This is a genomic window from Burkholderia pulmonis (genome assembly GCF_984667975.1).
The window spans coordinates 3,435,361-3,447,893 of record NZ_OZ480186.1 but is presented as its reverse complement, the minus strand read 5'-3'; the positions used below and the strand labels follow the sequence as shown (position 1 = coordinate 3,447,893).

General features: G+C 68.3%; 13 protein-coding genes. 11 read left to right on the top strand and 2 right to left on the bottom strand.

Annotated features, from left to right (window positions below):
• Positions 1–76: 76 nt before the first annotated feature.
• Together flgM and flgA are read right to left on the bottom strand one after the other, a co-directional pair.
• Entirely contained in the window at positions 77–403 is a 327-nt protein-coding gene (gene flgM, locus AC5LXK_RS16030) for a flagellar biosynthesis anti-sigma factor FlgM (RefSeq protein WP_493389680.1), read from the bottom strand.
• A 117-nt stretch (positions 404–520) separates the two neighbouring features.
• Complete coding sequence (gene flgA / locus AC5LXK_RS16025; protein ID WP_493389679.1) at positions 521–1,702, bottom strand: flagellar basal body P-ring formation chaperone FlgA; 1,182 nt, start codon at positions 1,700–1,702, stop codon at positions 521–523.
• A 204-nt stretch (positions 1,703–1,906) separates the two neighbouring features.
• Here flgA and flgB point away from each other — a divergent pair, with 204 nt between their 5' ends.
• From flgB to flgK, 11 genes are all read left to right on the top strand, one after another.
• Positions 1,907–2,395 (top strand): flagellar basal body rod protein FlgB, encoded by a 489-nt coding sequence (gene flgB, locus AC5LXK_RS16020; RefSeq protein WP_493389678.1) that lies wholly within the window; start codon positions 1,907–1,909, stop codon positions 2,393–2,395.
• 40 nt (positions 2,396–2,435) lie between these two features.
• The gene (flgC, locus tag AC5LXK_RS16015; protein ID WP_034190310.1) at positions 2,436–2,861 is read left to right on the top strand and encodes a flagellar basal body rod protein FlgC; all 426 of its coding nucleotides are present in this window, start codon (positions 2,436–2,438) and stop codon (positions 2,859–2,861) included.
• Between the two features lie 55 nt (positions 2,862–2,916).
• A complete protein-coding gene (locus AC5LXK_RS16010; RefSeq protein ID WP_493389677.1) occupies positions 2,917–3,678 on the top strand; it encodes a flagellar hook assembly protein FlgD in 762 nt (253 codons plus the stop codon).
• 27 nt (positions 3,679–3,705) lie between these two features.
• Positions 3,706–4,947 carry a flagellar hook protein FlgE gene (gene flgE, locus AC5LXK_RS16005; RefSeq protein ID WP_493389676.1) on the top strand — a complete coding sequence of 414 codons (1,242 nt, stop codon included), beginning with the start codon at positions 3,706–3,708 and terminating at the stop codon, positions 4,945–4,947.
• Positions 4,948–4,966: 19 nt separating this feature from the next.
• Positions 4,967–5,725 (top strand): flagellar basal-body rod protein FlgF, encoded by a 759-nt coding sequence (flgF, locus tag AC5LXK_RS16000; protein ID WP_493389675.1) that lies wholly within the window; start codon positions 4,967–4,969, stop codon positions 5,723–5,725.
• Positions 5,726–5,759: 34 nt separating this feature from the next.
• Positions 5,760–6,548: a flagellar basal-body rod protein FlgG gene (gene flgG / locus AC5LXK_RS15995; protein ID WP_493389674.1), complete on the top strand. Its 789-nt coding sequence runs from the start codon at positions 5,760–5,762 to the stop codon at positions 6,546–6,548.
• 21 nt (positions 6,549–6,569) lie between these two features.
• Positions 6,570–7,259: a flagellar basal body L-ring protein FlgH gene (flgH, locus tag AC5LXK_RS15990; RefSeq protein WP_493389673.1), complete on the top strand. Its 690-nt coding sequence runs from the start codon at positions 6,570–6,572 to the stop codon at positions 7,257–7,259.
• Positions 7,260–7,264: 5 nt separating this feature from the next.
• Entirely contained in the window at positions 7,265–8,449 is a 1,185-nt protein-coding gene (locus tag AC5LXK_RS15985; protein WP_493389672.1) for a flagellar basal body P-ring protein FlgI, read from the top strand.
• On the top strand, positions 8,450–9,427 hold the full coding sequence (gene flgJ / locus AC5LXK_RS15980) for a flagellar assembly peptidoglycan hydrolase FlgJ (RefSeq protein WP_493389671.1): 978 nt from the start codon (positions 8,450–8,452) through the stop codon (positions 9,425–9,427). It abuts the gene before it with no gap.
• Between the two features lie 219 nt (positions 9,428–9,646).
• On the top strand, positions 9,647–10,402 hold the full coding sequence (locus AC5LXK_RS15975) for a flagellar brake protein (RefSeq protein WP_069621009.1): 756 nt from the start codon (positions 9,647–9,649) through the stop codon (positions 10,400–10,402).
• Between the two features lie 194 nt (positions 10,403–10,596).
• Positions 10,597–12,528, top strand: coding sequence for a flagellar hook-associated protein FlgK (flgK, locus tag AC5LXK_RS15970; protein ID WP_493389670.1), 1,932 nt, complete (start codon positions 10,597–10,599; stop codon positions 12,526–12,528).
• Positions 12,529–12,533 lie beyond the last annotated feature (5 nt).

Genomic DNA, 12,533 nt, shown 5'->3' with positions numbered 1-12,533 from the left:
CGCGTCATGCTCGTCACGCCGGCGCATGCAGTGCTGCGCGCGCCGGCAAACCGGGGGAACCGGCCGCGAGGCCGGCTTAGCTGCCCGGACGCTGCTGCTGCAGCAGTTCGCGGGCGGTGTTCAGTACGCCGTCGGCAATCTTGTTCGCATCGATCGTCAACGTGCCGTTGTTCAGCGCGTCCTTGATCGACTGGACCAGGCCCGTGTCGATATCGGCGTCGCCCGACGCGGATACGGAACGCAGCTGGCCGGACAGACCCGACAGGTTCACGCTCGTGTCGCCGCCGGTCGATCCTGCGTCGGCCGCCTGCGCGGACGACTGGGCCGTGCCGGACTGTGCACGGGTCGCGCCGTTGCCGGTTGGTGCGACGGGGCTCGGGTTCGGAGTGGAATCGATCTTCACGATGGGTTTCCTGTACGGTTTGACCCAGATAACGGCCGGGTCGGCCCGAACTTTAGCATCGCGAGCCCGAAATGCTCCGAATAAACAATTCTTTACATTCTTGCTGCGTATCCGTCCCTACAGCGGAATTTCCACGGTGCCGGCGTCCTTGACGATCGCCGTGACGATCTGCCCCGCGGCCATCCGCACCCGCACCGACTGGCCCGGCGCCGCATTCGCGAGCACGCTGCCCTCGGCCGAAATCGTGAAACCGGGGCCCGCCGCGACGACCCGTACCGTCTGGCCGGCCGACACCGATGCCGCGCTCTTCAGCATGTCCTGCCGCAGCGGCAGCCCAGCCGAGATGCGGGCGAGCGAGGTCGCGCCGATCGCCTGGGCCGGATCGGTGATCACCGCCAGCGGCATTACCGTCAGGTCGCCGTCGCGCGCGAGCAGGTCGGCCGCCGTGAGCGGCTCGCCGGGCGCGATCTGGCGCGCGGCGACGTAATAGGTCGCCTGCACGGCGACCCTCGCCTGCAGGTAGACGGTCCACGGTCGCTCGCCCGCGCAGCGCACGCCGACCGTCGTGCGGCCCCACAGGCGCGCGCCGGTCGGCAGGAATGGTTCGAGCGTCGTGCATGCGGCGAGCCCGCGCGGAAAGGCGGTCGTGACCGTCGCGGTGGTCTTGCCGGGCAGGCCGGCGATCTGCTGCTGCAGGAATGCGAGGGCCGCGCGCCGGATCGTCTCGGGATCCTGCTGGCCGGGCGGCGTCACGGGCGGGGTGGCCGAAGCCGCCGGCGCCGGGTTGGCCGACGCCGCCGTCGCGCGCGGCGCCGGCAGGGCTGACGCGGCGCGGGCCGCGGCCAGGCGGGCGGCGGCCGATGGCGGCGCCGGTCGTGCCGGCGATGCCGGCTCGGCCGTGCCGGCGACGACCGTCGCGATGGCGGCGGGATCGGTCGCGCGTGGCGGCGGCGCGCCGTAACCGGCGTTCGCGCGGGCGGCGGCGTAGGCGGGGGCCGGTGCGGGAACCGCCGGCGGCGGCGGGACGTTCGTCACGACCATCGCGCCGGCCGGCTGCGCGGCGTAGCCGGTGCCGGCCGCCGCGCTCGCCGCACCCGAAACCATGCCCGCATTCCCGCCGCTCGCCGCATTGGCGTGCGCGAGCGCGGTTTCGGCCGTCTCGCCGCGTCCGGGAATCACGATCATCCCGTCGTCAGCATGCGCGGCCGGGGCCGCGATCCACAGCGCCGCGGCGAGCGCAAACGCACGCCGGACGTGCGTGAGCCGCCCGTTCCTGTCGCGAAGTGCGTTGCCAGTCATCGCCGTGTCCCCGATCCGTTGATCCGCTTCGCATTCTAGGGAGCCGGGGCGTCGCGCAAACGATGAATAGAGGGGGCCTTTGCCGCGTTATTCGCCCGATTGCCGGTTGCGTCCCGCGCCTACCATCGCTGTCATGGAAAAAAGCCTCTCGGGTCGCCATCCGGTGCGAGGGGCGTGCAGCGCTTCATACGGAGAGACGCACACATGCTGGACAAACTCGATGCGGAATTCGCGTTCGGCCGACAGGCGCTCGACGTGCGCGCCTACCGGCAGGAACTGCTGTCGTCGAACATCGCGAACGCCGACACGCCCGGATACCAGGCCCGCGACGTCGATTTCGCGTCGACGCTCGCGCGCTCGCTGAAGCAGACGAACGGCGGCCTTGCGCCGAGCAACGCCGCGCAACTGCCGATGGCGCAGCCGGCCGGCGTGACGAGCGGCATGTCGATGGTGTCGACGGCGCCGGGCCACATGGCCGGGACCGTGAAGCTGATTCCGACGGGCGGCCCGTCGGACGACTACGGCAACGCGCAGTACCGGATGCCGCTGCAGCCGTCGCTCGACGGCAACACGGTCGATCTCGACGTCGAGCGCGTGCAGTTCGCGAACAACGCGCTGCACTACGAAACCGGGATGACCGTGATGACCCAGCAGATCAAGTCGATGATCGCCGCGATCACGACGAATTCGTAAGCGCCGCAACCGAAACCGAGCACAAGCACCAGGAGCCACCATGCCTTCGTTGATGAACATCTTCGGCGTCGCCGGTTCGGCGCTGTCCGCGCAATCGCAGCGCCTGAACGTCACGGCGTCGAACCTCGCGAACGCCGACAGCGCCACCGGCCCCGACGGCAAGCCGTACAAGGCCAAGCAGGTCGTGTTCGCGACCGACCCGATCGGCGGCGCGCGCACCGCGTCCGGCCAGGGCGTGGGCGGCGTGCGCGTGACGAAGGTGATGGACGATCCGTCGCCGATGAAGTCGACCTACGACCCGGCGAACCCGGCTGCCGACGCGAACGGCTACGTGCAGATGCCGAACGTCGATCCGGTGCAGGAGATGGTGAACATGATCTCGGCGTCGCGCTCGTACCAGGCAAACGTCGAGACGCTGAACACCGCGAAGACGCTGATGCTCAAGACGCTGACGATCGGCTCGTAAGCCGCCCGCCGCCCGACCTTACAGACCCGACAGTTCCGACAGAAGGCCACCCAGGATGACTTCCTCCAACACGACGATCGGCAGCAACGGCACCAGCGTGTCGAACCTGCCGACCGACACGATGAACACGAACAACGTGTCGTCGACCAACGGCACGTCGGCGAGCGACCTGCAGGCGACGTTCCTGAAGCTGCTCGTCACGCAGCTGCAGAACCAGGATCCGACCAGCCCGGTCGACAGCTCGCAGATGACGTCGCAGCTCGCGCAGATCAACACGGTGAGCGGCATCGCGCAGCTGAACACGTCGCTCACGTCGCTGTCGACGCAGCTCGCGGCCGGCCAGCAGACGCAGGCCGCGCTGCTGATCGGCACGAACGTGCTCGCGCCGGGCAATTCGGTCGCGGTGAAGAGCGGCGCGGCGTCGCCGTTCGGCGTGTCGCTCGCGAGCTCGGTGTCGAACCTGACGATCACCGTGAAGAACTCGGCGGGCACCGTCGTGAACACGATCAATGCGGGCGCGCAGTCGGCCGGCACCGTGCCGTTCAACTGGACGCCGACCGACGCGGCCGGCAATGCGCTGCCGGACGGCAAGTACACGGTCAGCGCGACCTACACCGACAGCAACGGCACGCCGCAGGTGGCCACGACGCTCGCGGCCGCCCAGGTACAGAGCGTGGTCAAGCAGGCCGACGGCACGGCGGGGCTCGTGCTGTCGAACGGCACGACGGTGGGGCTCACCCAGGTCGCGTCGATCTTCCCGAACACCAAGTCGTCCACGGCATCCACGTCCTCGTCCGGCGACACCTCTACCAACTGATCGAGCTTTCTCGAAACGGAGACCGAAATGGGTTATCAACAGGGTCTGAGCGGCCTCGCCGGCGCCTCGAACGCGCTCGACGTGATCGGCAACAACATCGCGAACGCGAACACGGTCGGCTTCAAGTCGAGCACCGCGCAGTTCGCCGACATGTACGCGAACTCGGTCGCGACGTCGGTCAACACGCAGATCGGCATCGGCACGGCACTGAACTCGGTGGAGCAGAATTTCGGCCAGGGCACGATCAATACGACGAGCTCGTCGCTGGACGTCGCGATCAACGGCAACGGCTTCTTCCAGATGTCGAACAACGGCGTGACGACGTACTCGCGCGACGGCACGTTCCAGCGCGACAAGAACGGCTACATCGTCGACTCGCAAGGCCGTAACCTGATGGGCTACGCGGCCAACGCGGGCGGCGTGATCAACACCGCGCAGACCGTGGCGCTGCAGGCGCCGACCAACAACATCGCGCCGACCGCGACGACCAAGATCGCCGGCCAGTTCAACCTGAACTCGCAGGACACGGTGCCGGCCAAGACGCCGTTCAGCGCGACCGACAACACGACGTACAACTACTCGACGTCGATCCAGGTGTACGACTCGCTCGGCGGCTCGCAGGCCGTCAATATGTACTTCGTGAAGTCGGCGGCCGGTACGTGGGAAGCGTACGCGGGCGTCCAGGGCGGCTCCACGACCGATCTCGGCACGGTCACGTTCAATTCGTCGGGCGGCATCCAGAGCACGACGACGGGCACGCCGCCGACGCCGACCACGTCGCTTGGCCAGTTCCAGTTCACGGTGCCGAACACCGACGGCTCGGCGACGCCGCAGAGCCTCACGCTCGACCTGACGGGCACGACGCAGTACGGCGGCAAGGACGGCGTGAACAACCTCGCGCAGGACGGCTATGCGAGCGGCACGCTGACGACCTACACGATCGGCACCGACGGCAAGCTGACCGGCAACTACTCGAACGGCCAGACCGCCGTGCTGGGCCAGATCGCGCTCGCGAACTTCAACAACCCGAACGGGCTGGTGAACCTCGGCGGCAACCAGTATGCGGAAAGCGCCGCATCGGGCGTGCCGCAGGTCTCCGCGCCGGGCAGCACGAACCACGGCACGCTGCAGGGCAGCGCGCTCGAGAACTCGAACGTCGACCTGACGTCGCAGCTCGTCAACCTGATCACCGCGCAGCGCAACTACCAGGCGAACGCGCAGACGATCAAGACGCAGCAGACCGTCGACCAGACGCTCATCAACCTGTAAGCGCGGATAACCGGCAGCCATGGACCGACTGATCTATACGGCGATGACGGGCGCGTCGCAGTCGCTCGACCAGCAGGCGATCGTCGCGAACAACCTCGCGAACGCGTCGACGACGGGCTTTCGCGCGCAGCTCGCGACGTATCGCGCGGTGCCGATGAATTTCGGCGACGGCAGCAACATCGACCCGACGACGACGCGGACCTACGTGCTCGCATCGACGCCTGGCGCGAATTACGCGCCGGGTCCGATCACGCGCACCGGCAATCCGCTCGACGTCGCGGTGCAGGGCGCCGGCTGGCTGTCGGTGCAGGCGGCCGACGGCAGCGAGGCGTACACGCGCGCCGGCAACCTGCACGTCGACGAGAACGGCCAGCTCGTCAACGCGAGCAACCTGCCGGTGATCGGCAACGGCGGCCCGATCTCGGTGCCGCCGAACGCCGAAGTGACGATCGGCAAGGACGGCACGATATCCGCGCTGATGCCGGGCGACCCGCCGACGGCGGTCGCGATCGTCGACCAGATGAAGCTCGTCAATCCGGATCCGGCCACGCTCACGCGCGGCAACGACGGGTTGTTCCGCACCGCCGACGGCAATCCGGCCGATGCCGACCCGAACGTGGTCGTCGCGCCGGATTCGCTCGAAGGCAGCAACGTCAACCCGGTGACCGCGATGGTCGCGATGATCGACAACGCGCGCGCGTTCCAGCTTCAGTCGAAGCTGATCCAGACGGCCGACCAGAACGAGCAGTCGGCGAACCAGCTGCTCAACTTCAGCTGAGCGCCCGCGCCAGCCCACGCAGGAGAATCGACAAGTGAACCGTTCGCTCTACATCGCCGCCACCGGCATGAATGCGCAGCAGGCGCAGATGGACGTGATTTCGAACAACCTCGCGAACACCAGCACGAACGGCTTCAAGGCGTCGCGCGCGGTGTTCGAGGATCTGCTTTACCAGACCATCCGCCAGCCCGGCGCGAACTCGACGCAGCAGACCGAGCTGCCGTCGGGCCTGCAGCTCGGCACCGGCGTGCAGCAGGTCGCGACCGAGCGCCTGTACACGCAGGGCGGCCTCACGCAGACCGGCAACTCGAAGGACGTCGCGATCAACGGCGCGGGCTTCTTCCAGGTGCTGATGCCGGACGGCACGAACGCGTACACGCGCGACGGCTCGTTCCAGACCAACGCGCAGGGCCAGCTCGTCACGTCGAGCGGCTACCAGATCCTGCCGGCGATCACGATCCCGCAGAACGCGAACTCGCTGACGATCGGCAAGGACGGCGTCGTGACGATCACGCAGGCGGGCTCGACCAATTCGGTGCAGATCGGCTCGCTGCAGATCGCGACCTTCATCAACCCGGCCGGCCTCGAGGCGCGCGGCGAGAACCTGTTCTCCGAGACGACCTCGTCGGGTGCGCCGAACGTGTCGCAGCCGGGCCTGAACGGCGCGGGCGTGCTCAACCAGACCTACGTCGAGGCGTCGAACGTGAACGTCGTGCAGGAACTGGTCAACATGATCCAGACGCAGCGTGCCTACGAGATCAACAGCAAGGCCGTGACGACGTCCGACCAGATGCTGCAGACCGTCACGCAGATGAAGAGCTAACCGGAAAGTCCCGTCGTCGCCATGAAGCAGGTTCGCCTCCTCCCGTCAGCCACCGTCCGCGCCGCGTGCGCGGTCGCGGTGGCGGCGCTCGCCGGTTGCGCGCAGATCCCGCGCGATCCGATCATCCAGCAGCCGATGACGGCGCAGCCGCCGTTGCCGATGTCGATGCAGGCGCCCGGCTCGATCTACAACCCCGGCTACGCGGGACGGCCGCTGTTCGAGGATCAGCGGCCGCGCAACATCGGCGACATCCTGACGATCATGATCGCGGAGAACATCAACGCGACCAAGTCGTCGGGGGCGAACACGAACCGGCAGGGCAACACCGACTTCAGCGTGCCGACCGCCGGCTTCCTCGGCGGGCTGTTCGCGAAGGCGAACCTGTCGGCGAGCGGCGACAACAAGTTCGCGGCGACCGGCGGCGCGAGCGCGGCGAACACGTTCAACGGCACGATCACGGTGACCGTCACGGGCGTGCTGCCGAACGGCAACCTCGTGGTCAGCGGCGAGAAGCAGATGCTGATCAACCAGGGCAACGAATTCGTCCGTTTCTCGGGGGTCGTCAACCCGAACACGATCTCGGGCGCGAACTCCGTCTACTCGACGCAGGTCGCCGACGCGAAGATCGAATACTCGTCGAAGGGCTACATCAACGAAGCCGAGACGATGGGCTGGCTGCAGCGCTTCTTCCTCAACATCGCGCCGTGGTGATGACGATGCAGACGACCCTGTTCAACCGCCTGTCGGCCCGCGCGCATGCCGCCGCGCGGCTCGCCGTCGCGTTCGCGGCCGTGGCGGCCGCGTGCGTGTTCGGCGCGGCGCCCGCCCATGCGGAACGCCTGAAGGATCTCGCGCAGATCCAGGGCGTGCGCGACAACCCGCTGATCGGCTATGGCCTCGTCGTCGGTCTCGACGGCACGGGCGACCAGACGATGCAGACGCCGTTCACGACGCAGACGCTCGCGAACATGCTCGCGAACCTCGGCATCTCGATCAACAACGGTTCGGCGAACGGCGGCCCGTCGTCGCTGAGCAACATGCAGCTGAAGAACGTCGCGGCCGTGATGGTGACGGCCACGCTGCCGCCGTTCGCGCGGCCGGGCGAAGCGCTCGACGTGACCGTGTCGTCGCTCGGCAACGCGAAGAGCCTGCGCGGCGGCACGCTGCTGCTCACGCCGCTGAAGGGCGCGGACGGGCAGGTGTACGCGCTCTCGCAGGGCAACATGGCGGTCGGCGGCGCGGGCGCCAGCGCGAACGGCAGCCGCGTGCAGGTGAACCAGCTCGCGGCCGGCCGGATCGTCGGCGGCGCGATCGTCGAGCGCGGCGTGCCGAACGCGATCGCGCAGATGAACGGCACGCTGCAGCTGCAGCTGAACGACATGGACTACGGCACCGCGCAGCGGATCGTGTCCGCGGTCAACTCGAACTTCGGCCCGGGCACCGCGACCGCGCTCGACGGCCGCACGATCCAGCTCGCGGCGCCGGCCGATTCGGCGCAGCAGGTCGCGTTCATGGCGCGGCTGCAGAACCTCGACGTGAGTCCGGACAAGGCCGCGGCGAAGGTGATCCTGAACGCGCGCACCGGCTCGATCGTGATGAACCAGATGGTCACGCTGCAGAGCTGCGCGGTCGCGCACGGCAACCTGTCGGTCGTCGTCAACACGCAGCCGGTGGTGTCGCAGCCGGGGCCGTTCTCGAACGGGCAGACGGTGGTGGCGCAGCAGTCGCAGATCCAGCTGAAGCAGGACAACGGCGCGCTGAAGATGGTGACGGCCGGCGCGAACCTCGCCGACGTCGTGAAGGCGCTGAACACGCTCGGCGCGACGCCCGCGGACCTGATGTCGATCCTGCAGGCGATGAAGGCGGCCGGCGCGTTGCGCGCCGACCTGGAGGTCATCTAAATGGCTGCGAATCTTCCGAACGCGAACGACCTCACGCAGCGTTTCGCGCTCGACGTGCAGGGTTTCGACGCGCTGCGCGCGCAGGCGAAGCAGTCGCCGCAGGCCGGCGCGAAGGCGGTCGCGGGCCAGTTCGACGCGATGTTCACGCAGATGATGCTCAAGAGCATGCGCGACGCGTCGCCCGACGGCGGGCTGTTCGATTCGCATACGTCGAAGATGTACACGTCGATGCTCGACCAGCAGCTCTCGCAGCAGATGTCGAAGCGCGGGATCGGCGTGGCCGACGCGCTGATGAAGCAGCTGCTGCGCAATGCGGGGCAGGGCGCGGGCAGCGACACGGCGGCCGACGTCGGCGGCCTGGGCGGCGGCGGCCTCGGCGCGTCCGGCAACGAAGGCAGCCTCGCCGCGATGAACGCGATGGCGAAGGCCTATGCGAACGCGGCGAACAACGGCGGGCTCGCCGGCGCACGCGGCTACTCGGCCGGCAGCGCGCTGACGCCGCCGCTGAAGGGCGCGAGCGGCGTGCAGGACGCCGACGCGTTCGTCGACCGGCTCGCCGGCCCCGCGCAGGCGGCCAGCGCGACGACCGGCATCCCGGCGCGCTTCATCGTCGGCCAGGCCGCGCTCGAATCGGGCTGGGGCAAGCGCGAGATCCGCGCGACGGACGGTTCGACCAGCTACAACGTGTTCGGCATCAAGGCGAGCAAGGGCTGGACGGGGCGCACGGTGTCGGCGCTGACGACCGAATACGTGAACGGTTCGCCGCGCCGCGTCGTCGCGAAATTCCGCGCGTACGATTCGTACGAGCACGCGATGACCGATTACGCGAACCTGCTGAAGAACAACCCGCGCTACTCGGGCGTGCTGAGCGCGAGCCGCAGCGTCGAAGGTTTCGCGCACGGCATGCAGAAGGCCGGTTACGCGACCGACCCGAACTACGCGAAGAAGCTGATCTCGATCATGCAGCAGATCGGCTGACGGGTACCCGCCACCGGTTCATTGTGTCTCTCGGACCGCGCCCGGCAGCCCGCCGCGCGCGGTTTCAACGTTTGCGCGAAAAAAATCGCCAATTCGATCTAAACTTTCGGTCAGCACTGCCGCTAAGTGTGAGAGACCTGTGACCGGGCCCCCGTTCTGGCCCGGTTTTACTGCGCTCCGGTTGCCCCGGGCGCCCATGACAAGAAAGACCGGCTAGCCATGAATATCGAAACGTCGACGGACCCCAGCCTGGATGCAGGCCACTCCGGGCCCGACTATGCCCGCCGCAATCCGCTGGAAATCGGCGTGCAGCTGCGCAACCTCGTGAATCGCGGCGATTTCCTGACCGTCCAGTACCCGGGCGGTCAGCTCGTCACGCGCCTGCTCGAGGTCGATGTCGGCGCGCGGACGTTCACGTTCGATTGGGGTGCGCTGTCCGAGCAGAACGCCGGCATCCTCGGCGCGTCGCACTGCACGTTCGCGGCCGCGCCGGAGGGCGTGCGCGTCGAATTCACCACGGGCACGCCGCGCGAGACGCGCTACGAGGGGCTGCCCGCGTTCGTCGCCGATTTCCCCGACGTGCTGGTCTGCATCCAGCGCCGCGAATATTTCCGCGTCGATGCGCCGATCGTCGATCCGTTCCTGTGCCGCGGCAAGCTGCCGGACGGCGAAAGCTTCCTGTTCGAGGTGCACAACCTGTCGCTCGGCGGCGTGGGGCTGCGCACGGCCGACGAACGCGTCGAGGCGCTCGAGGTCGGCACGCTGCTGCCGGACGTCGAGCTCGAGCTGACCGGCCACGGCAAGCTGTCGCTCGACCTGCAGCTGGTGTCGCAGCGTTCGACGCAGATGCCGAACGGGTCGCGGCGCTACCAGCTGGGCTTCCGTTACATGTCGCTGCCGGGCAGCGCCGAGAACACGCTGCAGCGGCTCATCACGCAACTCGAAATGAAGCGCCGCTCGCTCGCGCGGGCCTGACGCACACGCGCCGGCCGGCCCCGCGCGGGCCGCCCGCGCACCGCCGCCGGGGCCCCCCGCCGGCCGCTTCGACCGGCGACGCACGCCCGTGCGTCGCGCATGCATTTTTTCCTCAATTTTTTCAATTCGCGGCCGTTATACCGGGAGTCACGCAACCCGGCGGCCGCAGTGCGGCCGGCTCATCAGGATCGCGCATGTCCAATTCACTCATGAACCTCGGCGTCAGCGGCCTGAATGCCGCGCTCTGGGGCCTCACGACGACCGGCCAGAACATCAGCAATGCCGCGACGCCGGGCTATTCGGTCGAGCGTCCCGTGTATGCCGAGGCAAGCGGCCAGTACACGAGCAGCGGCTACATGCCGCAGGGCGTGAATACGGTCACCGTGCAGCGACAGTACAGCCAGTACCTGAGCGACCAGCTGAACGGCGCGCAGACGCAGAGCGGCGCGCTGTCGACGTGGTATTCGCTCGTCACGCAGCTGAACAACTACATCGGCAGCCCGACGTCCGGCATCTCGACCGCGATCACGAGCTACTTCACCGGGATGCAGAACGTCGCGAACAGCGCGTCCGACTCGTCGGTGCGGCAGACCGCGATGAGCAATGCGCAGACGCTCGCGAACCAGATCACGGCCGCCGGCCAGCAGTACGACGCGCTGCGCCAGAGCGTGAACACGCAGCTGACGAACACCGTCACGCAGATCAACGCGTACACCGCGCAGATCGCGCAGCTGAACCAGCAGATCGCGTCCGCGAGCAGCCAGGGCCAGCCGCCGAACCAGCTGATGGACCAGCGCGACCTCGCGGTGTCGAACCTGTCGAACCTCGCGGGCATCCAGGTCGTGCGCAACAACGACGGCTACAGCGTGTTCCTCGCGGGCGGCACGCCGCTCGTCGTGTCGAACACGAGCTACCAGCTCGGGACCGTCACGTCGCCGTCCGATCCGAGCGAGCTGACCGTCGTGTCGCAGGGCATCGCCGGCGCGAACCCGCAGGGGCCGAACCAGGCGCTGTCCGACGCATCGCTGTCGGGCGGCACGCTCGGCGGCCTGCTCGCGTTCCGCAGCCAGACGCTTGACCCGGCCGAAGCGCAGCTCGGCGCGATCGCGACCAGCTTCGCCGCGCAGGTCAACGCGCAGAACGCACTCGGCGTCGACCTGTCGGGCAAGCCGGGCGGGGCGCTGTTCACGACCGGCTCGCCGACCATCTACGCGAACCAGGGCAATACCGGCAACGCGGCGCTGTCCGTGTCGTTCGCGAACGCGTCGCAGCCGACCACGGGCGATTACTCGCTGGCGTACGACGGCACGAACTACACGCTGACCGACCGCGCGAGCGGCACGGTGGTCGGCACGTCGACGTCGATGCCGGCATCGATCGGCGGGCTGAACTTCTCGTTCTCGTCCGGCGCGATGAATGCCGGCGACAAGTTCACCGTGCAGCCGACGCGCGGCGCGCTGAACGGCTTCGGGCTCACGACGTCGAACGGCTCCGCGATCGCGGCGGCCGCGCCGTACGTGCCGTCGGCCTCGACGACGAACACCGGCAACGGCACGATCGGCGGGCTGTCGGTCACGAGCGCGACGGCCGCGGCCAACGCGCACAACTACACGATCACGATGGGCGGCACGTCGGCCGCGCCGACTTATACGGTCACCGACAACACGGTCGTGCCGCCGACGACGAGCGCCGCGCAGCCGTACCAGTCCGGCTCGCCGATCACGCTGACGGCAGGCGTCACGGTGACGGTGTCGGGCACGCCGGCCGCCGGCGACACGTTCAAGGTCGCGCCGAACACGGGCGGCACGAACGACGGCAGCAACGCGCTGGCGCTGTCGAAGCTCGTCAACTCGACGGCGTTCGGCAACGGTACGACCACGCTGACGGGCGCGTACGCGAACTACGTGAACGGCGTCGGCAACACGACGGCCCAGCTGAAGTCGTCGAGCGCCGCGCAGACCTCGCTGATCGGCCAGATCACGCAGGCGCAGCAGTCGGTGTCGGGCGTGAACCAGAACGAGGAAGCGGCCAACCTGATGCAGTACCAGCAGCTCTACCAGGCGAACGCGAAGGTGATCCAGACCGCGTCGACGCTGTTCCAGACCGTGCTCGGCCTGTTCAACTGATTTCG